We start from the raw sequence: 25,271 nt of genomic DNA on the forward strand, positions 1-25,271 counted from the left end.
CATGTCTCAATCCAATGGTTGTGCAGATTGAAAAACATAGACAAGGCGTGCCTTTAGCTGACAGTGGCGTATAATACGCCCAATTTTAAATGCTCTTATCTCTAGATAACCTAGATTTTGACGACCATTGTGGCGTCATATGGGTTGTTTATGGCCTTTGGTTAGGCGGAGCAGAGAGCGTATTTTATGTTTGTGCTGTCGTTGCGCAAGGCGGAGATTTTTATACATGGCAAACGCCGATTTTATTAATGAAGTAAACAAGCGTCGTACTTTTGCGATTATTTCCCACCCGGATGCAGGTAAAACCACCATCACTGAGAAAGTGTTGTTGTTCGGACGTGCGATTCAGTCGGCAGGAACGGTAAAGGGTCGTGGTTCTAAGCAACATGCTAAATCCGATTGGATGGACATGGAGAAAGAACGTGGTATCTCGATCACGACGTCTGTTATGCAGTTTCCATACAATGATTGTTTGGTGAATCTACTGGATACACCAGGACACGAAGACTTCTCCGAAGATACCTATCGAACTTTAACCGCTGTCGATTCATGTTTGATGGTCATTGATGCGGCAAAAGGGGTCGAGGATCGTACTCGTAAATTAATGGAAGTTACCCGTTTACGTGATACACCAATTGTCACTTTTATGAACAAATTGGACCGTGATATTCGCGATCCAATGGAAGTCTTGGATGAAGTGGAAAGCGAACTTAACATCATGTGCGCGCCGATTACTTGGCCGATTGGTTGTGGTAAAGAGTTCAAAGGCGTGTATCACATTCATCGTGATGAAACGATTTTGTACTCAACGGGTCAAGGCCATACCATTCAGGAATTACGAGTGGTGAAAGGTTTAAATAACCCGGACTTGGATGCCGCAGTGGGTGACGAATTGGCTGAGCAGCTTCGTGAAGAGCTTGAGTTGGTTATGGGGGCATCAAATGAATTTGACCATGAGTTGTTTATGGAAGGTGAATTGACCCCTGTCTATTTTGGTACGGCATTGGGTAACTTTGGTGTCGATCATATGTTGGATGGTTTGACGAAATGGGCGCCAGCACCATTGCCTCGTCAGACTACTGAGCGTCAAGTCGAAGCGAAAGATGAGAAGTTCTCAGGCTTTGTGTTTAAGATTCAGGCGAATATGGACCCGAAACACCGTGACCGCATTGCTTTTATGCGTATTGTGTCGGGAACTTATAAGCAGGGCATGAAGATGAATCATGTACGTATTGGTAAAAACATTAGTATTTCCGATGCGGTGACCTTCATGGCTGGGGATCGATCCCGTGCTGAAGAGGCCTTTGCAGGTGACATCATAGGTTTGCATAACCACGGAACCATCCAGATCGGTGATACTTTTACACAAGGTGAAAATCTGAAGTTTTCTGGTATTCCAAACTTTGCACCAGAGCTATTTCGTCGTATTCGTTTGAAGGATCCTTTGAAGCAGAAGCAGTTGCTGAAAGGTTTGGTTCAGTTATCCGAAGAGGGAGCTGTGCAGGTATTTCGCCCATTACAAAACAATGATTTGATTGTTGGTGCGGTTGGTGTACTGCAGTTTGATGTGGTCGTGGCGCGTCTAAAAGCGGAATACAATGTGGAAGCCATTTATGAGTCGGTTAACGTTGCGACGGCTCGTTGGGTTGACTGTGAAGATGGTAAGAAGTTGGAGGAGTTTAAGCGTAAGAATCAGGTTAATTTGGCATTAGATGGTGGCGATAACTTATCTTATATTGCGCCAACTATGGTCAATTTGAGTCTAGCGCAAGAGCGTTTCCCGGATGTTACCTTCCGCGCAACCCGAGAACATTGATCAATACTTGACTAAATTACTAGGTTAAGCGGATAATTCGGTCATTAGTAACAGTATTATATGGTGTCATAATGAGTGTGGTTGAATCGGTTGATCCAATTGAATTTACAGAAGCGGCCGCGGCGAAACTAAAGTCCTTGATTGAAGAGGAAGAAAATGAGCGCTTGATGTTGCGTGTTTACGTGACAGGCGGTGGTTGTTCTGGCTTTCAATATGGCTTTACTTTTGATGAAGAGCATCAAGAGGATGATACAGAAGTGATGAGAGATGGTGTGACCTTAGTGGTTGATCCGTTGAGCTTCCAGTATCTTGTGGGTTCAGAAGTCGATTATAAAGAGAACTTAGAAGGTTCTCGCTTTACTGTACAAAATCCTAATGCCACTTCAACTTGTGGTTGTGGTGCAAGCTTTAGTATTTAAGTAGAACTGTCATTGTGGCAGGTTAAAAAGGTCTTCATGTCAGTGAAGGCCTTTTTTTATTGCTTAAAAAATGCTTTAAAAAGAAGAGTGCGGGCTCTCGTTAGGCTTTGGTATAGAGGTTGTTGGCTTGTCGAGCTCGCTCTTCATCACTAATGATGCTGCTGTCTAGTGGTTTATGGTGACCGATGAAGACCAAGCCAATTCGCTGATCCCCTAGTATGGCAGGGGTGAGAACTCGATTTTTTGCTTTCCATATTCTTAGACCGTGAACGGTCGGTGGAATGGCGTCTTCTTCTAATTTACTTTGATTCACTCGAGCATAAAGAGGCGATAATTGATCAGCTTCGCCATCTTGATCTAATAAAATGTGATGGTGTGTTACCTGTTGCTCGATAAACTCGGGTGGATAGGGGGTGTTGAGCGTAGGTAAGCGAGTCTCTTTCGGCAAATTATAGAAAAAGCTAGGAACTTCTGGGGAACCTTGATGAGGTGATACCAGAAGCGTCATTTCAGTGGCAAGCCCATAAGCTGGTTTCACTGGAATATGAAAGATTAATTGTTTGGCGGGTGGGTGTTGCCGTACTTCAGGTGCACCGTAACCGGCTTGAGTTTGAGGTCTGTTCATGCCTGTGGGTGGTACCTGCAAGAATAATTTCCACTCTTTTTGATCCAAATCCAGTTCTTCTGGCGAATACACCTGTATGTTGGTTTGAATCAAATACCCTAAAACGTGTTCTAGAAGGTTAGCAAAAATACTTGATGAGGCAGTGAGGGGCTCTTTTATGTCACTGTCTACATGAATTTCTTTCACTTGATGGGCGGCACTGCTGAGGTCAACAGAGTCTTTGTTGCTTACAAACAGACGTGGCTTACCTCTGGCAAGAAGTTTCCTGTCAGTCTGTTTGGTGCTTGCTCTGTTTAATGCCTCGATAAATAGCATGGTGCGGCTCCTTTGATCGCTGTGCAATGTTATCGACCATTTTTAGAAAGAGTTTAGTGGCAGAGGTTATTTTAGAAAAGTTAATAGTGTTATGACTGAGAAACTATATTGAAAGGTGATGTTTGGGAGGTGGATATGTGGGTAGGACGCTTAGCCTACTTCCCTGTAGGCACGGCGAATCTTGGCTTAGCGCAGTAAGTTTGAAAGCTTAGGGTTTGGCTCTAAGGCCGCGCGGTAAAAAAGTGCCACCTTGCCGATCACTTGTACCGTTTCACTTTTCATTACTTTGCTGATTTCTGCAATTAAAGCACTGCGTACATCACGGTCAGTGATACTGATACGGATTTTGATCAATTCATGATCTTCAAGTGCTCTGTCGATTTCAGTTAGTACGGCTTCAGTTAGACCGTTACCAGCGATCATTACCACAGGATTAAGGCTGTGGCCGATTAAACGGTACTGCTTTTTTTGGGCGTTTGTCAGACTCATAGTAAATTTTTCTCATCTTAGTTGACCCTCTTTATTGGAGGCTTTAGAGGTTAAGCGATATTATAGCGGAATATTGATTGATTTAGGTATGATGAAAACGTGGCAAGATCAAAAAGTAGTAACAATTGGATGAAGGAACATTTTGACGATCCATATGTCAAAAAGTCCCAACAAGATGGCTATCGCTCCAGAGCGAGCTATAAGCTGATTGAAATCAACGATAAAGATAAGCTGATTCGCCCTGGGATGAGTGTGGTGGATCTTGGTGCAGCGCCTGGTGGCTGGTCGCAAATCGCGGCCAAATTAATTGGCGACAAAGGGACTATCGTAGCATCTGATATTTTGGAGATGGCTCCGCTGCCTGGTGTGCGTTTTGTGCAGGGGGATTTTACTGAACAAGAAGTGTACGAAGCCATATTGGCAGAGATTGGCGATCAAAAAGCGGATCTTGTAATTTCGGATATGGCCCCCAATATGAGTGGAAACAGTTCTTCTGATCAGCCTCAGGCGATGTATCTAGTAGAACTCGCCTTGGATATGGCGGCTCATGTGTTGCGTCCTGGTGGTAACTTTTTAGTAAAAGTGTTCCAAGGAGAGGGCTTTGAAGAATACTTGAAAGCCATGCGAGAGCAATTTGGCTCTGTTGTAACGCGAAAACCGGATGCTTCTCGGGCGCGAAGTCGTGAAGTTTACTTATTAGGAAGACAATATAAGGGTTAATGGGCAATGTTCTGGTATGATAGCCAGTAACATTTAAAACTAACCGTTAAGAGGTGTGCTCTTGAACGATATGCTAAAAAATATTCTGTTATGGTTGGTCATTGCGGCTGTGCTGTTAACAGTTTTTAACAATTTTAATACCACGTCAGAAACGAATCGAATTTCTTATTCTGAGTTTGTTAAAGAAGTACAAGATGGCCGGATCGCGAAAGTGATTGTTGACGGTTATACCATTAGTGGTACGCGTTCAAATGGCGACAGTTTTGATACCGTTCGTCCTGCTGCGTCTGACCCTAAATTGATGGATGACTTGCTGAATAAAAATGTGGTTGTTGAAGGTCGTATGCCTGAACAACAGAGCATTTGGACTCAATTGTTGGTGGCAAGCTTCCCTATTCTTCTTATTCTTGCCATCTTTATGTTCTTTATGCGCCAAATGCAAGGCGGTGGCGGTGGCAAGGGCGGACCAATGTCTTTTGGTAAGTCAAAAGCACGTCTGCTGCCAGAAGATCAAATTAAGACGACCTTTGCGGATGTTGCTGGTTGTGATGAAGCCAAGGAAGACACTGAAGAATTGGTGGATTTCCTTCGTGAGCCAAGCAAGTTCCAGCGTTTAGGTGGCAAGATTCCACGCGGTATTTTGATGTGTGGACCACCGGGTACGGGTAAAACCTTGTTAGCGAAAGCCATTGCCGGTGAAGCAAAAGTGCCTTTCTTCACTATTTCCGGTTCAGACTTCGTTGAAATGTTTGTCGGTGTGGGGGCGTCACGTGTTCGTGATATGTTCGAACAAGCCAAAAAACACGCACCTTGCATTATCTTTATTGACGAAATCGATGCCGTTGGTCGTAACCGTGGCTCAGGTATGGGCGGTGGTAATGATGAGCGTGAGCAAACCTTGAACCAGTTATTGGTTGAAATGGATGGTTTTGAAGGTAACGAAGGTATTATCGTTATCGCTGCGACGAACCGTCCAGACGTATTGGACCCAGCTTTGTTGCGTCCGGGGCGTTTTGACCGTCAGGTAACGGTTGGTTTGCCGGATATTCGTGGTCGTGAGCAAATTCTAAAAGTGCATTTGCGTAAAGTGCCTTGTGATGATGATGTTGAGCCAAAAAACATTGCGCGTGGTACACCAGGTTTCTCTGGTGCCGATTTGGCAAACTTGGTCAATGAAGCTGCTTTGTTTGCGGCACGTTCGAATCGTCGTTTAGTTAACATGGAACAGCTTGAGCTCGCGAAGGATAAAATCCTAATGGGTGCTGAGCGTAAGACCATGGTGATGAATAACGAAGAGAAGCTCAATACGGCTTATCATGAAGCGGGCCATACTATTATCGGTTACCTCATGCCGGAACATGACCCTGTTTATAAAGTGTCTATCATTCCTCGTGGCCGTGCTTTGGGTGTGACTATGTACTTGCCTGAAGACGATAAATACAGTGTCAGTAAGCGTGGTTTAGAGAGTCAGGTTTGCAGTCTTTATGGCGGCCGTATTGCCGAAGAAATGATTCATGGTTTTGATGGTGTTTCGACTGGTGCGTCAAACGACATTGAGCGAGCAACCAGTATTGCTCGTAACATGGTGACCAAGTGGGGCTTATCTGAAAAACTTGGGCCTTTTGCTTACGAAGAAGATGATAATTCTGGTGGTTACATTTCTGGTCCAACAGGAAGTAAAGCAAATTACTTCTCTCCTGAGACAGGAAAAGTCATCGATGCAGAAGTGCAAGATATTATTAATCGCTGTTACGAAACGGCAACGAGAATCTTGCATGAAAATCGTAGCAAGCTGGATGTGATGGCCGAAGCATTAATGCAATACGAAACCATTGATGCCAAGCAAATTAAAGAAATTATGGATGGGAAAAAACCATCTGCACCAGAAGGTTGGTCGGATCCTAGTGCAGACTCGCCAGACAGTGGCGAAGAAAAGCCAGCACCGGAAGCCGCTACCGAAGAGACGGTGGATGCCAGTGATGTAGACGGTGTATCTGGAGAAGCTTCGCGACCTGCAGGTGAGTAATTTCAAACCATTTTGATATGGATGTTTCATGTCGTTAATGTCATTTGGGGACAAGTCGTTAGACTTGTCCCTTCCTCATGTAATGGGCATTCTGAATGTCACGCCGGATTCGTTTTCGGATGGTGGTGCCTTCAATTCTCTTGATTCAGCCTTGCGTCAAACGGAACGAATGATTCGTGAGGGCGCCAGTATGATCGATGTCGGTGGTGAATCGACTCGACCAGGTGCTGAGCCTGTTTCTTGCCAGCAAGAGCTTGATCGAGTTGTTCCTATTGTAGAAGCCATAAAATCCCGTTTTGATGTTATTGTGTCGGTAGACACCAGTACGCCTGAAGTGATGCTGCAGTCCGCTAAGTTAGGTGCTGGGTTGATTAATGATGTTAGAGCATTGGAGCGTGATGGGGCTTTGCTGGCAGCGGCTCAGACGAAACTGCCAGTGTGTTTGATGCACATGAAAGGTATGCCGCAAACCATGCAAGACCAACCTGATTATCAGTCTGTTGTGTCTGAGGTGTCTGATTATTTGTTAAGTCGAGTGTCGGCTTGTCAGTCAGTGGGGATGGATTTAGCGAACATTTTGCTAGACCCAGGCATTGGTTTTGGTAAGGCGTTGTCACACAATTTATTGTTATTACAGTCTACCGAGCACTTTAGGCAACTTGGTTTTGAGGTGTTGATAGGGGTGTCTCGTAAAACTATGATCGGAGATGTCTTAGGGCTTCCTGTCGAAGATCGCTTATATGGTACTATGGGGGCAAATGCTTCGGCCTATGCTCGTGGCGCAAGGATATTTAGGGTTCACGATGTTAGGTCTCATGTCGAAATGTTGACGCTAATGTCACGTATTGAGAGAGAGAAATAATGCGTAAGTATTTTGGTACAGATGGTATTCGTGGCAAGGTTGGTACAACACCGATAACACCAGAATTTATGTTGAAGCTGGGTTGGGCTGCCGGTCAGGTATTCAAGGAAAAAGACAAGAAAATATTAATCGGTAAAGATACGCGAATCTCTGGTTATATGTTTGAGTCAGCGCTTGAGTCTGGGATTGTTGCTGCGGGCGCTGATGTGAGACTGGTTGGTCCTATGCCAACGCCTGCGATTGCTTATCTTACGCGAACCTTTCGTGCCAGTGCTGGGATTGTGATTAGTGCCTCACATAACCCTTTTTATGACAACGGAATTAAGTTTTTTTCTGCCGAGGGTGGCAAGGTTTCTGATGAAATCGAAGAGCGCATTGAATATTATTTAGATCAGCCAATGGAAGTGGTTGAATCCAGCTTAATTGGGCGCGCGCGCCGTATTGATGATGCTGCGGGTCGTTATATTGAGTATTGCAAAGGTACCTTTCCTATCGGTTTGCAGCTTAGTGGCTTAAAAATTGTTGTCGATTGTGCTGACGGCGCTACTTATCATGTTGCGCCACGAGTATTTTCCGAGTTGGGTGCTGATGTGATTTCCATCGGTGCTAACCCTGATGGGTTGAATATCAATGAATTCAGTGGCGCGACAAAGCCTGAGCTGTTACGTAAAAATGTTTTGGCTGAAAATGCTGATATTGGTATCGCGTTAGACGGTGATGGTGATCGCTTGATCCTAGTGGATCGTCACGGTGTTGTGCGTGATGGAGATGACATTTTATACATTATTGCCAATCATCTTATGAGTACCGGCCGTTTCAGTGGTGGTGTGGTTGGGACGCTGATGAGCAATTTTGGCTTGGAGTTGGCGTTTTCTGAAACCGGTATTGGTTTTAGCCGAGCAGCCGTCGGTGACCGTTATGTAAATGAAAAACTGGTTCAACACGGTTGGGTGTTAGGTGGTGAGCCTTCGGGTCACATTGTCTGCCGATCTATTACGACAACTGGTGATGGTATTGTCGCAGCATTGCAGGTGCTGCAGGCTATGGTGGAAGAAGGTAAGGCGCTGGATGAGCTGCTTACTGGGCTTGTGAAGTTTCCACAGAAATTGAAAAATATTCGAGTGGCGGAGCGCTTTGTTCCGAATGAAGAGCCAGCATTGCAAAAAGCCATTGCGGTGGCAAATGAAAGATTAAATGGCCTAGGACGTGTCTTGTTGAGAGCGTCTGGGACCGAACCCTTGATTCGAGTTATGGTGGAAGGCCGTGACGATGAGACAGTAGACGAATTGGTTGATTATTTGGTGGAAGAGGTTAACGCCGTTGTGGCCGCGAAGCAATCTGCTTAATAAAACGTCAACTTAATGATTGGAATAAAAATAAATACTTGAAACCAACAGAGGCTTTCCATAGAATGAGCGCCTCGAATTTAAGGGCTAGATTATGATTCGACAAAAAATAGTGGCTGGAAACTGGAAAATGAATGGTTCGGAAGCGTCAATTTCGGACTTGGTTAGCGGTCTATTAGAGATATCGGAATCTAGCGCTGAAGTGGTTGTTACTCCCCCATTTCCTTATCTTTCTCAAGTCGCTGAGCTGATTGCTCCGCGTAATGAGTTGGTACTGGCTGCACAAAATCTTAGTCAGTATGAAAAAGGTGCTTATACGGGTGAAGTATCGGCTGCGATGTTGACAGATTTTAAGGTGACTTATGTCTTGATTGGCCATTCAGAGCGTCGCTCTTTGTATGGCGAAACAGATGAAGTGGTTGCTGAAAAGGTGAAAGTTGCACTGTCAGCAGGTTTGAAACCTATTTTATGTATCGGTGAAACGTTGGAAGAACGTGAAGCTGAACAGACTTTGCTTGTATGTGAGCGTCAGGTTGCTGCGGTAATCGATGCGGTTGGCATTCAGGCATTTGAGAATATCGTTATTGCTTACGAGCCAGTTTGGGCGATTGGTACTGGGTTATCTGCCAGTGCACAACAAGCGCAAGATGTGCATCAAGCAATTAGAGCCAATTTGGCGAGCTTATCTACACCGGTTTCTGAGAAAGTTCAGATTCTTTATGGTGGTAGTGTTAAGGCCTCAACCAGTGCAGAGCTATTTACCATGCCTGATGTTGATGGTGCCCTTGTGGGTGGCGCATCTTTGGATGCAAAAGAATTTTTAGACATAGTTAAAGCAGCAGGTTAATTGATGGAAGCGCTTATTTTAGTTTTTCATGTTCTCGCCGCAATTGCGATTATTGCATTGGTGTTATTGCAGCAAGGTAAAGGCGCAGATGCTGGTGCTTCATTCGGCGGTGGTGCCTCTCAAACCGTATTTGGAAGTCAGGGCGGTGGTAGCTTCTTTGGTAAGCTAACCGGTGTTTTTGCTTTGGTTTTCTTTATTACCAGTTTTGGTTTGGCGTTTTACGCTAGTGAGCAAGCTAAGAGTGTCTCTGGCGCTCTGGATTCTCTGCCTTCAGCCTCTCAAGTATCTGAAGAAACAGTTGAATTGCCTGCTCTAGGAGAGGAGAAGAAAGCGTCATCTGACCTTCCTGTAACGGAATAAGAGCGCTTTGATATAAGGTTTTGCCGATGTGGTGGAATTGGTAGACACGCCATCTTGAGGGGGTGGTGGCCTACGGCTGTGCCGGTTCGAGTCCGGCCATCGGCACCAATCTTGAACTGACGTGATATTTTCTGTATGATGTCAGCTATTAATACAGAGTTTTTTGGGACTCTGCTAATAGTCCGGATTGACGGCCTTCTTTTGCGAGAAGGAGACCTGCGACAATTTGATTGTTGCAGGTACTGAGAGCCCCTTTATGGGGTTTTTTGTTATCTGAACTGCATAAATGGGCCTTGAGCCCGTTTTTTGTTTCTGCGTTTTGCAAACGCGATATTCGGAGAAAGCGATTGTCAGCTAAATTTACGATTTTAGAGGAACTTGTCCGTCCAGTAGTTGAAGGTCTGGGGTTCGAGTTTTGGGGAATGGAGTATTTATCGCAAGGTAAAGACTCTGTGCTGCGTATCTTTATTGAAACAGATGCTGAGAAAGGGATTGATGTCGAAGACTGTGCTCGTGTGAGCCGTCAGGTAAGTTCTATTTTAGATGTTGAAGATCCGATCACAGGTGAATATCACCTTGAGGTTTCTTCACCTGGTTTAGATCGACCATTATTTTCTTTGGCTCAATATCAAGCATATGTTGGCTCAATTGTGTCTTTACGTTTACGAGTGCCATTTGATGGGCGTCGCAAATTTAAAGGACAGTTAGTGGGCGTCGAGAACGATGACATTGTCGTTCGTGTTGACCAAGAAGAATACTTGTTGCCGATTGATTTAATCGATAAAGGCAATATTGTTCCACAATTTTAAAAATTAACCTTGAAGAGAGGCTAAAAGGATGAGCAAAGAAATTCTTTTGGTAGTAGAAGCCGTATCCAACGAAAAAGATGTTCCGAAACAAGTTATTTTCGAAGCTGTTGAGATTGCTTTAGCCAGTGCTGCCAAGCGTCGTTTTGAAGAAGACGCACTAATTCGAGTGTCTATTGATCAGCGTTCTGGTGATTACATGACGTATCGTCAGTGGAACATTGTTGCCGATGAAGATTACTCTAATCCAGCATTTGAATTAACGATCGATGATTCTGAAGAGCAAAACCTAGGTTTAGGCATAGGTGAAGTTTACGAAGAAGAAGTGGAATCAGAAGAGTTTGGTCGTATTGCTGCACAAACAGCAAAACAAGTTATCGTGCAAAAAGTGCGCGAAGCAGAACGCGCTAAAATGGTTGCCTTGTATGCTGAGAAAGTTGGCAAGCTAGTTCATGGTCAAGTTAAGAAAGTGACTCGTGATAGCTTGATCATTGATCTTGGTGAAAACGCGGAAGCCACTTTACCAAAAGATCAATTGATCGCTCGTGAAAGTTTCCGTATGAACGATCGCATTCGTGCCTTGTTGTTGGAAATCCGTGAAGACAACCGCGGTGCACAATTGATTTTGTCACGTAATGCCCCTGCCTTCATGGTTGAGTTGTTCCGTCTTGAAGTGCCAGAAATTGCAGAAGAAGTCATTGAGATTCGTGGTGCTTCACGTGATCCAGGTTTACGCGCCAAAATCGCTGTAAAAACCAATGACCGTCGTATCGATCCAATTGGTGCGTGTGTTGGTATGCGCGGTGCTCGAGTGCAAGCAGTTTCAAATGAAATGAATGGCGAGCGCGTTGATATCGTTCTTTGGGACGATAATCCAGCGCAATTAGTGATCAATGCAATGGCCCCTGCTGAAGTGGATTCTATTGTTATTGATGAAGATGCTCACTCTATGGATGTGGCGGTGAAAGCTGACAACCTAGCTCAAGCGATTGGCCGTAACGGTCAAAATGTTCGCTTAGCCTCATCTTTGACTGGCTGGTTGTTGAATGTAATGACCAGTGAAGATGCAGAAGCGAAACAACAAGAAGAGTCGCAGAAACTAATCGACTTGTTTGTTTCTGGTCTTAATATCGACGACGATTTGGCAATTCAAATGGTTGACGAGGGATTTGCTTCTTTGGAAGAAGTGGCTTATGTCCCAATGGAAGAAATGTTAGACATCGACGGATTTGATGAAGATTTAGTAAACGAACTTCGCTCACGAGCAAAAGAAGCCCTATTAAATCAAGCTCTTCAAGCAGAAGAGCAGTTGGACGGGGCGAAACCGGCTGAAGACTTACTGACAATGGAAGGCATGGATAATCATCTTGCCTTGGTACTTGCTTCCATGGGTGTCATCACAATGGAAGACCTGGCCGAACAGTCTGTCGATGAGTTGCTTGACGTTGAAGGTATGACGGAAGAGCGCGCAGCCAGCTTAATTTTGACCGCTCGTGCACCTTGGTTCACTGAATCTGAATAAAATCTGAGTACAAAAGGGGGAACTTAATGACAGTTCAAACCGTAAAGATACTATCCGAACTGGTTAATAAACCAGTCGATAAGCTACTAGCTCAGATGAAAGAGGCTGGTCTTCCGCAAACAAAAGCGGACCAAGAAGTCTCTGAAGTTGAAAAGCAAGTGTTATTGAACTATTTAAAACGTCAGCATGGCGAAGATGAAACGGCTGACAGCCAACGCATTACATTGCAGCGTAAGAAAACCAGTACCATTTCTGGTGATGGTGGCAAATCAGTCAATGTGGCTGTGAAGAAAAAACGTACTTACGTGAAGCGTGATGATGTTGACGAAGAGGCGCAAAAACAGGAAGAATTAGCTAAGCGTCTTGCCGAAGAGCAAGCTCGCCAGCAAGCAGAAGAACAGGCTCGCCTTGAAGCAGAGCGCAAGCTTGCAGAAGAGACGGCAGCTAAAGCGAAGGCTGAAGCTGAAGAAAAAGCGCGTCAAGAAGCGGAAAAAACCGTTGCCACTAAGGACAATGGCGTGCTAAATGATACGGAGCAAAATGCCTCCGACGTAGGAGCGGCAGAACCCGTGGAAACACCTAAACAGAAAAAAGCGCCAAAGAAGGCTACTCAGCCAGCAATGGACAGTAAAAAGCCAAGCGTTGCCCCTAAAGGCAAGAAAGGCCCTCGTCATGACAGTGACAAAGAAAAAGACAAGCCTCGCGGTCGTAACAACCCTGACAACAAGCGCAGTCGTGTCAATGTTAATGACGGTGATGAGTTTGGTCGCCGCAGTGGCAAGCTAGGTCGCAAACATAAGAAAGCGACTAAGCAAGAGCATGGTTTCCAGAAGCCAACGGCTAAAATGGTTCATGAAGTTGCTCTGCCTGAAAGCATCACTGTTGCTGACTTAGCTGAAAAAATGGCCGTTAAAGGCGCAGAAGTTATCAAGATCATGTTTAAGATGGGGGCCATGGCCACCATTAACCAGACAATTGATCGTGATACAGCGACTCTAGTGGTCGAAGAAATGGGTCACACGGTCAAATACATTGACGAAAATGCTGTGGAAAATGACATGATCGATGCCATCGATTATGAAGGTGAAGCCATCAAACGTGCCCCAGTGGTAACGGTTATGGGTCACGTTGACCATGGTAAAACGTCTTTGCTGGATTACATTCGTACGACTCGTGTTGCCGCAGCGGAATCGGGTGGTATTACCCAGCATATCGGTGCTTATCACGTAGAAACGCCACATGGCATGGTGAGCTTCCTGGATACACCTGGACACGCAGCCTTTACCTCTATGCGTGCTCGTGGTGCTAAAGCAACCGATATTGTTATCTTGGTTTGTGCAGCAGACGATGGTGTTATGCCACAAACGATTGAGGCGATTCAGCATGCTCGTGCAGCCGAAGTGCCTATGGTTGTTGCCATTACTAAGGTCGATAAAGAAGGTGCTGACATTGAGCGCGTGAAAAACGAGCTTGTGGCACAAGAAGTCGTTCCTGAAGAATGGGGCGGTGATATCCAATTCGTTGGTGTATCGGCTAAATCTGGTGAAGGTATTGAAGCACTTCTAGAAGCGGTATTGTTACAAGCTGAAGTACTTGAATTAAGCGCAGTTCCAAGTGCACCTGCGAAAGGTGTTGTGGTCGAAGCTCGTCTAGACCGTGGTCGTGGTTCTGTTGCGACCTTGTTGGTACAAAACGGTACTTTGCGCAAAGGTGATATCGTCCTTGCTGGTCTTCAAATGGGCCGCGTACGTGCCTTGTTAGATGAAAATGGTAAAGCGATTGATGCGGCAGGTCCTTCTATTCCAGTTGAGATCCTAGGTCTTGACGGTACACCTGATGCGGGTGAAGAATTCATCGTTGTTGCGGATGAGCGTAAAGCTCGTGAAGTAGCTAACTTCCGTCAAGGTAAGTACCGTGAGGTGCGTTTTGCTCGTCAGCATTCTGCGAAACTAGAAAACCTATTCTCTGAAATGGGTAAAGACGAAGTTCGTACTTTGAATGTGGTACTAAAAGCCGATGTACGTGGTTCTTTAGAAGCCTTGATCAAATCTCTAACCGATTTGAATACAGACGAAGTAAAAGTCAATATCGTTTCTAGCGGTGTTGGTGGTATTACGGAAACGGATGCGACTTTGGCGCTAGCGTCGGAAGCGGTTATTTTTGGTTTCAACGTACGTGCCGATACGTCAGCGAAGCAATTCATTGAACGTGAAAGCATCGATCTACGTTACTACAGTGTTATCTACAACATCATTGATGATGTGAAACAAGCGCTGTCTGGCATGTTGACACCGGATCTACGTGAAGATATTCAAGGTACGGCTGAAGTACGTGACGTCTTCCGTTCGCCGAAGTTTGGTTTGATCGCCGGTTGTATGGTCATCGAAGGTACGGTTTACCGTAACAAGCAGATTCGCGTATTGCGTGATGATGTGGTGATCTATGAAGGTGAACTTGAGTCGCTTCGTCGCTTCAAAGATGCGGTTAATGAAGTTAGCCGTGGTATGGAATGTGGTATCGGTGTGAAGAACTACACAGATGTCAAAGTAGGCGATAAGATCGAGGTTTTTGAAACCATCGAAGTTGCGCGTACGCTTTAATAGGACAAAATCATGGCAGGCGAATTTAGTCGTACTAGTCGGATTGGTGACCAGCTCCAGAAGGAGCTGGCGTCCTTGATCCAGTTTGAAGTAAAAGATCCTCGTTTAGGCTTGGTAACCATTAATGAAGTTCGTGTCGCCAAGGATCTTGGTTACGCGGATGTTTATTACACTGTTTTGGGAAAAGATGATCAGCCGGAAGTGATTGCTGAAAATCAAGCGGCACTTGATAGCGCAAAAGGTTTTTTGCGTCGTCGTTTGTCGCAAGAGGTGAAGCTGCGAGTTATGCCGCATTTACGCTTTCACTATGACCAAAGCGTGTTGAATGGTACTCGCATGTCGGCTTTGATTGACGAAGCGATTCGCGATGATCAAAGTAAAAGCGGTAACGAAGACGAGTAATTAGGTTATATGTCTAAAACGAAATGGCGTTCAGTAGACGGTATCGTACTACTGAACAAGCCGATCGGCTTGAGCTCTAACCAAGCTCTACAACGTGTTCGCCGCTTATATCGAGCGGCGAAAGCGGGTCACACAGGTGCTCTTGATCCATTGGCAACGGGGATGTTACCCCTTTGTCTTGGTGAGGCCACCAAATTCTCTCAATTCTTGTTAGACGCAGATAAGCGTTACATCACTTGTATTCAGTTGGGGAAACGAACCACAACAGGCGACAAAGAAGGTGATGTACTCACTGATGAAGCTATTCCGTCACTTTCTGATACTGAGTTAGAAACCATTCTTGATCAATTCCGAGGTGATATTGAGCAGGTGCCGCCAATGTATTCAGCTTTGAAGCATGAAGGCAAGCCTCTTTATGAATATGCGCGAAAAGGGATAGTTATTGAGCGTAAGCGACGACAGGTGAGAATTTCAAATTTAACTTTGATTTCGCGCACCGAGGATACCTTAACCTTAGATGTACAGTGTTCAAAAGGCACCTACATTCGCACCATTGGTGAAGACATTGGTGAGGCATTAGGGTGTGGTGCGCATTTGCATTCATTGCATCGTGTGTCGACCGCGGGTTACTCGCCAGATGATATGTTGAGCTTGGAAGAGTTTGAAGCGCTGGCACAACAAGGTGAAGACCAACTTGATGCAAAATTAATGTCAATGGATACTGCCGTTGCGCATTTAGATCAGGTAGAATTGTCGCCATTGCAAGCGAGAGAAATGGTGTTTGGCCGTCGTGTCGAAAATCATACAGAATTAGCGTTAGACAGCTTGGTTCGCTTATACGATCAAGGTGAAAATCGCTTTTTGGGTCTAGGGCTAATAAAAGATCATTTTATTAAGCCTCAACGACTCATAAATACCAGTGAGTTAGCAAACAATTAGTGTTAAACTAACTCTCGTAGGGTAACTGAAAATATGCTCGGCTATCCTTTATTTTTAATCGCATATTATTATTCGGAGATAAGATTATGGCATTGTCTGCAGAATCTAAAGCAGCATTGGTTAAAGAGTTTCAAGTAGCGGAAGGCGACACTGGTTCACCTGAAGTTCAAGTAGCATTGTTGACTAAGAACATCGAAGGTCTTCAAGGTCACTTTAAAGCTCATATCCATGACCATCATTCTCGTCGCGGTCTAATTCGCATGGTAAACCAACGTCGTAAGTTGTTGGATTACCTTAAGCGTAAAGACGCAGCGCGTTACACTAGCTTGATCAAAAAGCTAGGTCTACGTCGCTAAGACTGAAGAAGGGCCATAAAATATTATGGCCCTTTTTTTATTGGTCTCCCAAGGGCAGCCTGTACTTCATATGTGCTTTATAGAAAACTCAGAGCATATATGAGTACTGGCTTAAAAAGATGATCTTTGGGAGAAAGTAATTTTTTTAATAAAAAGGAATACTAGTGAGTATTACGACAAAAACTTTCCAGTTCGGTAATGATACCGTCACTCTTGAAACTGGCCGTATCGCTCGTCAAGCGACGGGTGCTGTATTATGTACCATTGGTGATGCGCAAGTACTTGCGACTGTTGTTGGTGCAAAATCCGCTAAACCAGGTCAAGACTTTTTCCCATTATCTGTACATTATCAAGAGCGTGCTTACGCGGTTGGTAAAATCCCAGGTGGATTCTTAAAGCGTGAAGGCCGTCCTTCTGAGAAAGAAACACTGACTTCTCGTTTGATTGACCGCCCAATTCGTCCTTTGTTCCCGAAAGGTTTCATGAACGAAGTTCAGGTTGTGTGTACTGTCATGTCGACTAACACAAACTTGGATGCGGACATTGCTGCTATGTTGGCAACGTCTGCTGCTTTGACCATTTCTGGCATTCCATTCAACGGCCCAATTGGTGCTGCTCGTGTTGGATTCAATGATGAGTCTGGCTACGTTCTAAACCCAAGCTACTCTGAGCTAGAATCTTCTCTACTAGACATGGTTGTTGCGGGTACTAAAGACGCTGTATTAATGGTTGAGTCTGAAGCGCAAGAGCTAACAGAAGACGAAATGCTAGGTGCGGTTTTGTTCGCACACAAAGAAATGCAATCAGCGATCGGTGCTATTACTGAATTTGCAGCAGAAGCTGGCAAACCTCGCTGGGAATGGCAACCAGAAGCCGCTAATGTTTCTCTACAAGAAGCGGTTGAATCTGGTTACGCAGCACAAATTGAAGAAGCATACGGTATCAGTGAGAAAATGGCTCGCTATGCACAGCTTGGTCAAGTACGTGATGCCGCTGTTGCTGCTTTAGTAACAGAAGAAGGTGAGTTTACGGAAGCGGATGTAACGTCTGTTTTTGCGAAACTAGAAAAACGCATCGTTCGTCGTCGTGTTATTGATGGCAAGCCACGTATTGATGGTCGTGACAATAAAACCGTTCGTCCAATCGATGTTGAAGTGGGTATGTTGAGCAAAACTCACGGTTCTGCTTTGTTCACCCGTGGTGAAACTCAGGCGATTGCGACTTGTACACTAGGTACAAGCCGTGATTCACAAATGACTGATGGTCTAACGGGCGAAAGCAAAGACAGCTTCATGCTGCATTACAACTTCCCTCCATACTCTGTTGGTGAATGTGGTCGTATGGGCGGTGTAGGTCGTCGTGAAATTGGTCATGGTCGTTTGGCTCGTCGTGGTGTTCAAGCGGTATTGCCAACCGAAGAAGAATTCCCATACACAATTCGTATTGTGTCTGAGATCACAGAATCAAATGGTTCAAGCTCAATGGCTTCTGTTTGTGGTGCTTCTTTGTCTATGATGGACGCGGGTGTTCCTCTTAAAGCACCTGTTGCTGGTATTGCCATGGGGTTGATTAAAGAAGACGATGGTTTTGCTGTCTTGACTGACATCCTTGGTGACGAAGATCACCTAGGTGATATGGACTTTAAAGTAGCGGGTACGGAAGAAGGTATCACAGCGCTTCAAATGGACATTAAAATTGAAGGCATTAACGAAGAGATCATGGATATTGCCTTGAGCCAAGCGCTTGAAGCTCGTACTCATATCCTTCGTGAAATGGCGAAAACTATTGGTTATGCACGTCCTGAGGTGTCTCCAAATGCGCCTTCTATGGCGACGATCAAAATTGATCCTGAGAAGATTCGTGACGTTATCGGTAAAGGTGGTGCAACAATTCGTTCTATTACAGAGCAAACGGGTGCTTCTATCGATCTTGATGACGACGGTACAGTGCGTATTTACGCTGCGGATAAAGCCGCTTCTGACGCTGCGCTACTGAAAATTCATGAAATTACCGCCGAAGCTGAAGTTGATAAACTGTACAAAGGTAAGGTCGTACGCCTTGCTGAGTTTGGTGCTTTTGTTAACATCTTACCTGGTAAAGATGGCTTGGTGCATATTTCTCAGATCGCTGAAGAGCGTATCCGTGCGGTAACTGACTTCCTAGCGGAAGGTCAAGAAGTCATCGTTAAAGTACTAGACGTTGATGCTCGTGGTCGTATCAAACTGTCTATGAAAGACGTGACTGAAGAAGAAAAAGCCGCCTTTACTGAATAATTTCAGTTTAGGTTTAGGGTTGAAAAAAGGTGCTTAAAGCACCTTTTTTTGTTTTTAATCAGGGCAGATGAGCTAGAATAATACGATATTGAGTCGTTTCATTATTCTATTGTGTGTTTCGTCGTATAAGGAAAAAGTCATGAAACTAAAATTAGTCAGTGTGTTGGCAGCCAGTATGGTTTTGGTTGCTTGTAGCAAAGATGTTGTGAATACGCCTGAAGTGGCGGTTCCTAGTTGTGTGTTTGCGGATGGCTCTAATCAAGCTGCCCCTGATTGGGTATGTGGTGCGCCAGTGGATGGCGTCGCTTTATCCGCCGTTGGTTACAGTGAAAAGTCTTCGGCTGGCCCAAATTATATGAAACAAATGGCGGCCACCTCTGCTCGAGTTGAATTAGCTCAAATCTTGAGTGTTGACCTGCAAAACATGGTCAAACAATACGTGGAAACCACGGGCGCGGCTGATGCCGAAACCGTCGATCGTGTAAACAGTGTTGTTACCAAGCAGGTGACAGAGCAGCAACTTGTTGGTTCTCGTGTGATGCGTCAGATGCCAACACCAACTGGCGGCTTAGTGGTTTTGGTTGGCTTGGATCCATCGCAAGTAGAAGGTGTTGCTGAGAGTATTTTACGTACTTCTATGAGAAACGAAGCGGCTTTGTATCAGAAGCTAGAAGCTGAGAAAAGCTTTGAAGAATTAGCGTCTGAAATTGCTAAGCGTCATTCAAACTGATTCTAGCTTATTAATAGAAACGGCCATTATCGTTAGGTAATGGCCGTTTTTTTGTCCTGATGTTTGTCTATCACTGTGATGAAGAGGGCTGTAGGTTTCCTTCTTCATCAAAAATGGGAGTTGGTTTTTTGTTTTCATCGACAGCAACAAAATTAAAATGCCCTGTAATGGCCTTAGTGCGTTTATCACTGTGCAGTTCTTCCAGAAAAATATTTACTTCGACTTTTAACGAAGTTCGGCCAACATGAACGACACGAGCCACAAGCTCGACTAAAATACCGGAAGGGATGGGTTGTTTGAAGTCCACTTGTTCGGTGGATATCGTGACCATGGCTTTGCGTGAAAAGCGAGTTGCTGCAATGTAAGCCACTTCATCCATCCATTGTAACGCGATACCGCCAAATAGGGTGTCGTAATGATTGGTTGTACCAGGAAACACCATCTTGGCCACACGAGTTTCGGAGATTTCTTCTCGCTTCTGAATGAGTAGCTTGTTCATGTATTTTAACCCTTTTAAAACAATTATTTGGTTAAGCATTATTATACTGATAAGCGGCTGCGATAGTCGCTTTAAAGCAGAGTTGCTGTTATCTGAATACCTACAAGATCTGAATCGATCTCAGTTGATTGAGCTTGAAGAGCCAGCAATAGTAATGCCAACTGCGTTACCTCCTGCACGTTATCGACAAAATGCCTTATCGGCTTTTGATGTCAGCTTGTTGGATTTTTTGTCCTTACAGCGTTGTGAGATCGGTATCGTCGCTGGTAGGAAGAATAGCATTCTGGGACGAGTCATGCCGGACAGTCAGCGCTTCTTGTATGAAATCGATATTATTCGTGCTATCGAGTCTTGTCCGATTGCCGACTCTGCTTTAGAGAAAGAGTTAATGGCGGTCGCTCAGCAAAAGCGCATTGAGTTACCTAAAGCGTTTGGGAATGCCATTTTTAATGGTGAAGAGAGTGAGGCTTTTTTCAGTCTCTCGAATGGCTTTTTGCCATTAAATTATTCTACGGCAAAGCAACAATCTTTATTAAATGCATTAACGCGATTTGTGAAGATTGGCAACACGCTTGATGCCTTACCAGTCATTCAAGGTAGTGTCTTTGAGCAGGACCTAAAACAATTGATGGACAGTGAGTATGCTGGGCGCTTGTTGTTTAGTTTGATCCATGTTCGCCGCTATTTGGATCAGGTAACGAGTCAAATTTCCTTGTTGGGCGAAGAAGATTGTGGCGCCCCTGTTAATTATTTAAAACAGCAGTTTGAAGTACATTACGTTAAACAAGTTCAACCTTATATGGGGCGGCTGAGTCAATCAGCTTATCAAGTTTTACCTCTGCTGAATGAATTGGCTCAATTGTCTCATCTGACAGCAGAAATGCAGGCGTTTTTAACGCAATACGATATGACAGCAAGTCAAAGTGAATGGCAGCGATACCAAATAGCTTCCCAACACCATGCAAAAGCTTGGAGTACCTTATTGAATGTGTGTGGAATGGGCGTTGGTGGTCAGAGTTAAATTTGAGTATGAATTTGGTTTTCCAAGCTTTCCACGAGATCGTATTCGAAAGGAGTGCCTTCTGCCAAAGGTTCTTGATTAAGTGCTTTTAACAGAGCTATGTTAGCCACAGGATTATGGCCGATGCCTTGAGAGAAGTGCATAGGGCGAGTGATGGCATGAGCTTGATGTTCGTTCAAACTGTCTTTGGCATTGATCAGTGATGGGCCAGGTTGGCTAAATAGACTCATCATCAGAGCAAATTGAGGGCTGCCTGATACCGGCTTGCCTGCTAAGCTGCTCTGGGTGACCTGAGTCTCAACAATTTCTCTTATGCTCATTAACATACCTATTGTTTGGTGATGTTATGAGTATCGGCATAGAAGGATTTTTCTTAACTAGAATAATGAATTATTCATAATAGGTTGCTAGAGATGGATAAAAGTCGGAATATCTTGTTCTTATTGTAATTTTTTGTATTAAGCTGACCATTTTTAATACATTTTATAGCTGAAACTGCTTAAGCATCGTACTATAAGAGACTGTAGATTCATTATTTTTTAGATTTCGAGTTACGTTTTGTACCAAGGAAAGACATGGCTGCTTTGATCTGGCGGCAGGGCACAATGCATGCATGACATCAATGAGCTGATAGACAATGTTCGTCATAACGAAGAAATTGCGCGCAAGTTTTTTGAAATCGAGCGCTGCATTTTGTCGATTGGACGTTGTGATCAGTTTGTCTCAACTCTAACCAAAGAAGTCCAAAAACAATTTAATGTCCCCTATGTATGGGTCAACCTCATTAATGAGGCACCTTTATCACATCTTATTGAAAGTCTTGAAAAACTACCTGATCTAAGAGATCGCGTTTTATTTACTCGTCGCAGCGCCATGATTGATATCATCAAGTCGAGTAATAAGACGGTGTTGGTCAATTCTAACTTAAGTTTTTGCCGAGAAATTATCCCAAGTATTTACCGCGATATTATTGCTTCCCTAGCGATATCACCTTTGACCATTGATGGTGAATTAGTTGGTCTATTTTGCCAAGCGGATGCGGATCGAAGTCGCTATGATGCGAGCACTAAGGATACGTTTCTACTGGATCAATTAGCGATTAAAATCTCAATTTGCCTGAGCAATGTTACAGCACGGGAAAAACTCGAATACTTAGCCACTCGTGACCCTTTGACGGGCTTATTAAACCGCCGTCAGCTGGAACTCATGTTAGATCGTGAGTTTTCGCGTTCCAAGCAACAAAAGCGTGACCTCACTGTGGTGTTTATTGATTGTGATGCCTTCAAGTCGATCAATGATACCTTGGGACACAACTGTGGTGATGAAGTACTGGAATACATCGCCAAGCGCTTGTTGAAATACGTTCATAAACAAGGGTTAGCATTTCGTTTTGCGGGGGATGAATTTGTTTTCGTCATGCCAGGGAAAACATACGATCAGGCAATTCAAGTGGCCGAGTCCATTCAAGAATATCTACAATCCAATCCATTAAGGTATAAATCTAACCTCGTTCCGATTACTATTAGTTACGGCGGAGCGAGCGTTGTTTCCGACGCGCCAAGCAACTACAAACATCTGCTAAAAGTGGCAGATGAACGCCTCTACGAATATAAAAATAACCGTAAAAGACTGGTGCCTACAAAGGTCTTTAAGTTTCTAAATAAGCTAAGATGATTTTGTAATTTTATTACATTTTGTTCCGCTAAGATTGAAAAATTCGGTGTTTTTTGCCTTTATTTTGTTGTAAAATTTCAAAAAAATGAATTTAGGGTTCACATATGTCCCACGCTTTAATTGCCGACCTTGGTGGCACAAATGCTCGATTTGCTTTGGTGCCGATACATCAATTTGAGCCACTCGAAGTCAAAGTACTTCCTTGTAAAAATTATGAGACTTTTTTTGATGCCGCAGCGGATTATGTTGACCACTGTAGCGTCGACTTAAAAGACATTGATGCTGTAGTGTTGGCTATTGCTGGACCAGTGAATCAAGAGGTTATACGCTTTACCAATAACCCTTGGCATTTTACTCGTGACGACGTGCAGCAATACTTTGGCGCGGAAAAACAAGTCGCTTTATTAAATGATTTTGATGCGATTGGTCACTGTCTTGAAGTCCTACCGGAAGACGAAAAAGTGCTTTTGGGCGAGTCAAATACAGTGGATCCGAAAGCGGCAAGTTGGGTCATTGGTGCGGGAACTGGGTTAGGGGTGGCGTGTGTTGTCCCACAAGAGGATGGCCCGAATATTGTACTGCCTGGAGAGGGTGGTCATGTAGACCTCTCTACCTGTAATGAAGTCGAAGACGATATTGCGGTTTTCTTGCGCAAGCGTCATAAGCGAGTATCAGCAGAGCGAGTGCTGTCTGGTATGGGCTTAGAGAATATTTATGAAGCCTTAGCCGCTCGACAAGGTATTGATAAGCGTCTCTCTGCACCGGAAATTGGTGAAGCATTAAAAGCTGGTAATGATCCAATTGCCAAGGCTGCCTTAGAGCAGTTCTTTGTGTTTTTAGGACGAGTCATTGGTAACCTTGTGCTGTCAGTTGAAGCACGTGGTGGCGTTTACATTGCCGGTGGCATTGTGCCTCGCTACTTAAAGGAAATATTGTGCAGCGGCTTTAGGGAAGCTATGCAAGACAAGGGTCGTATGAAAGAGTTTGTTTCACCGATTCCGACTTTTGTTGTGATGTCTGAATACCCAGGGCTGATGGGATGTGCGTGCTACGCTTCCTATCTTGTGTCGAAAGCCTAGATTTAGTTGGAGATAAAAGAATGAAGGCCAGTTTAAAAGCCTGTGATGTCGTAATTTTTGGTGGCGGTGGTGACCTTGCCATGCGTAAGTTGTTGCCTGCTCTGTATCATTTGGATATGGACGGTTTGCTAGCGCCCACAACTCGAATCATTGGTGCTTCGAGACGAGAAGTGAGTGATGCTGACTATCAAGCCAAAGTCCGTGATGCACTTGATGAATTTGTGCCATCCAGTGTTGGTGATGATTCCGTTTGGCCTCGCTTCAAAGAGCGTTTGAGTTATGTTTCTGTTGATGCTCAACAAGAATCTGATTTTGCTCGCTTAAATGACCATCAAGTTGGTGGCGATGACCGTGATGTGGTTTTTTACTTAGCGACTTCTCCAGACTTGTTTGGTTCGATTTGCTCTTCTTTGGCGACGCATGGTCTGAACGAAGATCGTATGCGTGTTGTTCTAGAGAAACCGCTTGGTCGTGATCTTGCGTCTTCTCGTGCGATTAACGATGAGGTCATGAAAAACTTCAAAGAGCAGCAAGCTTTCCGAATTGACCATTATCTTGGTAAAGAAACGGTTCAAAACTTGTTAGCCATTCGCTTCGGTAACACTTTATTCGAACCGCTTTGGGACAGTGCGCACATTGATAATGTGCAAATTACAGTCTCTGAGACAGTTGGTGTAGAAGGTCGCTGGGGTTACTACGATAAAGCGGGTGCCATGCGTGACATGGTGCAAAACCATCTTATTCAGTTGTTATGTCTGGTTGCTATGGAGCCACCAGGGCGCATGGATTCCGACTCTGTACGAGATGAAAAGATTAAAGTTTTGAAGGCCTTACGTCCTATTGTTGGTGCGAATGCATATACGAAAACAGTACGTGGTCAGTATGCTAAAGGCATGATTAAAGGCAAAGATGTGCAAGGTTACTTCGATGAAGAAGGCAGTAATCCTGATTCACGAACAGAGACCTTTGTTGCTCTGCGTGCCGACATTGATAATTGGCGTTGGGCAGGCGTGCCTTTCTACCTAAGAACAGGTAAGCGTTTAGGTCAGCGTTATTCTGAGATTGTGATCCAGTATAAAGCGGTTCCACATAGTATTTTCAGTGATGAGAGTAACCGCCAATTGCAGCGTAACCAATTGGTCATTCGTCTACAGCCTGAAGAAAAAATCTCTTTAACTGTGATGAATAAAGTCCCAGGCGCGAGTGAAGGGATGAATCTACAGCCAGTCGATTTGAACCTGAGTTTAACTGAGGCGTTCAATGATAAGCGCAGTCCTGAAGCTTACGAGCGTTTGTTGCTGGACGTGATGCGTAACGATGCAACCTTGTTTATGCGTTACGATGAAGTAGAAGCGGCTTGGAAATGGGTGGACGGTATTATGTCTGCTTGGAGTCAAACCAGCGAACGTCCAAAGGAATATGCTTCCGGCTCTTGGGGCCCAGCGGCGTCCATGGCTTTGCCAATTAAAGATGGGCGTAACTGGCACGATTATTAAGTTGTACTGAGCTAATTGCTTCAGTCGATAAACACTCAGTCAAGAAAAG

24 protein-coding genes and 1 tRNA gene are annotated in these 25,271 nt (G+C 44.5%); 21 read left to right on the plus strand and 4 right to left on the minus strand.

All coding sequences use genetic code 11. The features are described from left to right. Positions 1 to 226: 226 nt before the first annotated feature. Both prfC and erpA read left to right on the plus strand, forming a co-directional pair. Positions 227 to 1,816: a peptide chain release factor 3 gene (prfC, locus tag DFP76_RS04385; protein WP_113873452.1), complete on the plus strand. Its 1,590-nt coding sequence runs from the start codon at positions 227 to 229 to the stop codon at positions 1,814 to 1,816. A 71-nt stretch (positions 1,817 to 1,887) separates the two neighbouring features. Beyond that, positions 1,888 to 2,235 carry an iron-sulfur cluster insertion protein ErpA gene (gene erpA, locus DFP76_RS04390; protein ID WP_113873453.1) on the plus strand — a complete coding sequence of 116 codons (348 nt, stop codon included), beginning with the start codon at positions 1,888 to 1,890 and terminating at the stop codon, positions 2,233 to 2,235. A 100-nt stretch (positions 2,236 to 2,335) separates the two neighbouring features. On the opposite strand, the gene DFP76_RS04395 is transcribed toward erpA, so the two are convergent. Then, the gene (locus DFP76_RS04395) at positions 2,336 to 3,175 is read right to left on the minus strand and encodes a hypothetical protein (protein ID WP_113873454.1); all 840 of its coding nucleotides are present in this window, start codon (positions 3,173 to 3,175) and stop codon (positions 2,336 to 2,338) included. A gap of 186 nt (positions 3,176 to 3,361) precedes the next feature. After that, positions 3,362 to 3,664, minus strand: coding sequence for a YhbY family RNA-binding protein (locus DFP76_RS04400; protein ID WP_063333287.1), 303 nt, complete (start codon positions 3,662 to 3,664; stop codon positions 3,362 to 3,364). A 99-nt stretch (positions 3,665 to 3,763) separates the two neighbouring features. On the opposite strand from DFP76_RS04400, the gene rlmE reads away from it, so the two are divergent. The 15 genes from rlmE (at position 3,764) to DFP76_RS04475 (ending at position 19,453) form a co-directional block, all read left to right on the plus strand. After that, a complete protein-coding gene (rlmE, locus tag DFP76_RS04405; protein WP_013797353.1) occupies positions 3,764 to 4,384 on the plus strand; it encodes a 23S rRNA (uridine(2552)-2'-O)-methyltransferase RlmE in 621 nt (206 codons plus the stop codon). A 61-nt stretch (positions 4,385 to 4,445) separates the two neighbouring features. Next, the gene (ftsH, locus tag DFP76_RS04410; RefSeq protein ID WP_113873455.1) at positions 4,446 to 6,410 is read left to right on the plus strand and encodes an ATP-dependent zinc metalloprotease FtsH; all 1,965 of its coding nucleotides are present in this window, start codon (positions 4,446 to 4,448) and stop codon (positions 6,408 to 6,410) included. 28 nt (positions 6,411 to 6,438) lie between these two features. After that, positions 6,439 to 7,272, plus strand: a complete 834-nt coding sequence (gene folP / locus DFP76_RS04415) for a dihydropteroate synthase (RefSeq protein WP_113873456.1) — start codon at positions 6,439 to 6,441, stop codon at positions 7,270 to 7,272. Continuing rightward, positions 7,272 to 8,618 carry a phosphoglucosamine mutase gene (glmM, locus tag DFP76_RS04420; RefSeq protein WP_113873457.1) on the plus strand — a complete coding sequence of 449 codons (1,347 nt, stop codon included), beginning with the start codon at positions 7,272 to 7,274 and terminating at the stop codon, positions 8,616 to 8,618. The genes folP and glmM overlap by 1 nt, the downstream gene beginning before the upstream one ends. A 94-nt stretch (positions 8,619 to 8,712) precedes the next feature. Then, a complete protein-coding gene (gene tpiA, locus DFP76_RS04425; protein WP_113873458.1) occupies positions 8,713 to 9,465 on the plus strand; it encodes a triose-phosphate isomerase in 753 nt (250 codons plus the stop codon). A 3-nt stretch (positions 9,466 to 9,468) separates the two neighbouring features. Then, complete coding sequence (gene secG, locus DFP76_RS04430; RefSeq protein WP_013797348.1) at positions 9,469 to 9,825, plus strand: preprotein translocase subunit SecG; 357 nt, start codon at positions 9,469 to 9,471, stop codon at positions 9,823 to 9,825. A gap of 22 nt (positions 9,826 to 9,847) precedes the next feature. Further along, a tRNA-Leu gene (locus tag DFP76_RS04435) sits at positions 9,848 to 9,933 on the plus strand. Between the two features lie 239 nt (positions 9,934 to 10,172). Further along, complete coding sequence (rimP, locus tag DFP76_RS04440; RefSeq protein WP_113873720.1) at positions 10,173 to 10,634, plus strand: ribosome maturation factor RimP; 462 nt, start codon at positions 10,173 to 10,175, stop codon at positions 10,632 to 10,634. 28 nt (positions 10,635 to 10,662) lie between these two features. Next, positions 10,663 to 12,153, plus strand: a complete 1,491-nt coding sequence (gene nusA, locus DFP76_RS04445; protein WP_113873459.1) for a transcription termination factor NusA — start codon at positions 10,663 to 10,665, stop codon at positions 12,151 to 12,153. Between the two features lie 26 nt (positions 12,154 to 12,179). After that, on the plus strand, positions 12,180 to 14,753 hold the full coding sequence (gene infB / locus DFP76_RS04450) for a translation initiation factor IF-2 (protein WP_113873460.1): 2,574 nt from the start codon (positions 12,180 to 12,182) through the stop codon (positions 14,751 to 14,753). A gap of 12 nt (positions 14,754 to 14,765) precedes the next feature. Then, positions 14,766 to 15,155, plus strand: a complete 390-nt coding sequence (gene rbfA / locus DFP76_RS04455; RefSeq protein ID WP_013797344.1) for a 30S ribosome-binding factor RbfA — start codon at positions 14,766 to 14,768, stop codon at positions 15,153 to 15,155. Between the two features lie 9 nt (positions 15,156 to 15,164). After that, complete coding sequence (truB, locus tag DFP76_RS04460) at positions 15,165 to 16,094, plus strand: tRNA pseudouridine(55) synthase TruB (RefSeq protein ID WP_113873461.1); 930 nt, start codon at positions 15,165 to 15,167, stop codon at positions 16,092 to 16,094. 86 nt (positions 16,095 to 16,180) lie between these two features. Next, positions 16,181 to 16,450 carry a 30S ribosomal protein S15 gene (gene rpsO / locus DFP76_RS04465; protein WP_012068748.1) on the plus strand — a complete coding sequence of 90 codons (270 nt, stop codon included), beginning with the start codon at positions 16,181 to 16,183 and terminating at the stop codon, positions 16,448 to 16,450. Positions 16,451 to 16,614: 164 nt separating this feature from the next. Beyond that, positions 16,615 to 18,723, plus strand: a complete 2,109-nt coding sequence (pnp, locus tag DFP76_RS04470) for a polyribonucleotide nucleotidyltransferase (protein ID WP_113873462.1) — start codon at positions 16,615 to 16,617, stop codon at positions 18,721 to 18,723. A gap of 139 nt (positions 18,724 to 18,862) precedes the next feature. Continuing rightward, entirely contained in the window at positions 18,863 to 19,453 is a 591-nt protein-coding gene (locus DFP76_RS04475) for an LPP20 family lipoprotein (protein WP_113873463.1), read from the plus strand. Between the two features lie 70 nt (positions 19,454 to 19,523). Here the strand turns inward: DFP76_RS04475 and DFP76_RS04480 are convergent, their stop codons facing one another. Continuing rightward, entirely contained in the window at positions 19,524 to 19,952 is a 429-nt protein-coding gene (locus DFP76_RS04480; protein WP_113873464.1) for an acyl-CoA thioesterase, read from the minus strand. On the opposite strand from DFP76_RS04480, the gene DFP76_RS04485 reads away from it, so the two are divergent. Further along, positions 19,951 to 20,973, plus strand: a complete 1,023-nt coding sequence (locus tag DFP76_RS04485; RefSeq protein ID WP_113873465.1) for a DUF3080 family protein — start codon at positions 19,951 to 19,953, stop codon at positions 20,971 to 20,973. The genes DFP76_RS04480 and DFP76_RS04485 overlap by 2 nt on opposite strands. Here the strand turns inward: DFP76_RS04485 and DFP76_RS04490 are convergent. After that, positions 20,970 to 21,293, minus strand: a complete 324-nt coding sequence (locus DFP76_RS04490; RefSeq protein ID WP_113873466.1) for a hypothetical protein — start codon at positions 21,291 to 21,293, stop codon at positions 20,970 to 20,972. The genes DFP76_RS04485 and DFP76_RS04490 overlap by 4 nt on opposite strands. A 289-nt stretch (positions 21,294 to 21,582) precedes the next feature. Between DFP76_RS04490 and DFP76_RS04495 the strand changes: the two genes are divergently transcribed. The 3 genes from DFP76_RS04495 (at position 21,583) to zwf (ending at position 25,222) form a co-directional block, all read left to right on the plus strand. Then, a complete protein-coding gene (locus DFP76_RS04495) occupies positions 21,583 to 22,647 on the plus strand; it encodes a GGDEF domain-containing protein (RefSeq protein WP_113873467.1) in 1,065 nt (354 codons plus the stop codon). A 104-nt stretch (positions 22,648 to 22,751) separates the two neighbouring features. Next, complete coding sequence (glk, locus tag DFP76_RS04500) at positions 22,752 to 23,726, plus strand: glucokinase (RefSeq protein ID WP_113873468.1); 975 nt, start codon at positions 22,752 to 22,754, stop codon at positions 23,724 to 23,726. A gap of 20 nt (positions 23,727 to 23,746) precedes the next feature. Beyond that, complete coding sequence (gene zwf / locus DFP76_RS04505) at positions 23,747 to 25,222, plus strand: glucose-6-phosphate dehydrogenase (RefSeq protein WP_113873469.1); 1,476 nt, start codon at positions 23,747 to 23,749, stop codon at positions 25,220 to 25,222. Positions 25,223 to 25,271: the final 49 nt, after the last annotated feature.

This window comes from Marinomonas aquiplantarum (assembly GCF_003314975.1).
Taxonomy (GTDB): domain Bacteria; phylum Pseudomonadota; class Gammaproteobacteria; order Pseudomonadales; family Marinomonadaceae; genus Marinomonas; species Marinomonas aquiplantarum.

Bases quoted from the DNA above. Each gene is read 5' to 3' on its own strand.
- prfC (WP_113873452.1), top strand. From the start codon at position 227: ATGGCAAACGCCGATTTTATTAATGAAGTAAACAAGCGTCGTACTTTT.
- DFP76_RS04395 (WP_113873454.1), bottom strand. From the start codon at position 3,175: ATGCTATTTATCGAGGCATTAAACAGAGCAAGCACCAAACAGACTGAC.
- glk (WP_113873468.1), top strand. From the start codon at position 22,752: ATGTCCCACGCTTTAATTGCCGACCTTGGTGGCACAAATGCTCGATTT.
- truB (WP_113873461.1), top strand. From the start codon at position 15,165: ATGTCTAAAACGAAATGGCGTTCAGTAGACGGTATCGTACTACTGAAC.
- infB (WP_113873460.1), top strand. From the start codon at position 12,180: ATGACAGTTCAAACCGTAAAGATACTATCCGAACTGGTTAATAAACCA.
- folP (WP_113873456.1), top strand. From the start codon at position 6,439: ATGTCGTTAATGTCATTTGGGGACAAGTCGTTAGACTTGTCCCTTCCT.
- DFP76_RS04480 (WP_113873464.1), bottom strand. From the start codon at position 19,952: ATGAACAAGCTACTCATTCAGAAGCGAGAAGAAATCTCCGAAACTCGT.
- zwf (WP_113873469.1), top strand. From the start codon at position 23,747: ATGAAGGCCAGTTTAAAAGCCTGTGATGTCGTAATTTTTGGTGGCGGT.
- rbfA (WP_013797344.1), top strand. From the start codon at position 14,766: ATGGCAGGCGAATTTAGTCGTACTAGTCGGATTGGTGACCAGCTCCAG.
- nusA (WP_113873459.1), top strand. From the start codon at position 10,663: ATGAGCAAAGAAATTCTTTTGGTAGTAGAAGCCGTATCCAACGAAAAA.
- tpiA (WP_113873458.1), top strand. From the start codon at position 8,713: ATGATTCGACAAAAAATAGTGGCTGGAAACTGGAAAATGAATGGTTCG.
- glmM (WP_113873457.1), top strand. From the start codon at position 7,272: ATGCGTAAGTATTTTGGTACAGATGGTATTCGTGGCAAGGTTGGTACA.
- DFP76_RS04495 (WP_113873467.1), top strand. From the start codon at position 21,583: ATGCATGACATCAATGAGCTGATAGACAATGTTCGTCATAACGAAGAA.
- DFP76_RS04490 (WP_113873466.1), bottom strand. From the start codon at position 21,293: ATGAGCATAAGAGAAATTGTTGAGACTCAGGTCACCCAGAGCAGCTTA.
- DFP76_RS04475 (WP_113873463.1), top strand. From the start codon at position 18,863: ATGAAACTAAAATTAGTCAGTGTGTTGGCAGCCAGTATGGTTTTGGTT.
- erpA (WP_113873453.1), top strand. From the start codon at position 1,888: ATGAGTGTGGTTGAATCGGTTGATCCAATTGAATTTACAGAAGCGGCC.
- DFP76_RS04485 (WP_113873465.1), top strand. From the start codon at position 19,951: ATGTATTTTAACCCTTTTAAAACAATTATTTGGTTAAGCATTATTATA.
- rpsO (WP_012068748.1), top strand. From the start codon at position 16,181: ATGGCATTGTCTGCAGAATCTAAAGCAGCATTGGTTAAAGAGTTTCAA.
- secG (WP_013797348.1), top strand. From the start codon at position 9,469: ATGGAAGCGCTTATTTTAGTTTTTCATGTTCTCGCCGCAATTGCGATT.
- DFP76_RS04400 (WP_063333287.1), bottom strand. From the start codon at position 3,664: ATGAGTCTGACAAACGCCCAAAAAAAGCAGTACCGTTTAATCGGCCAC.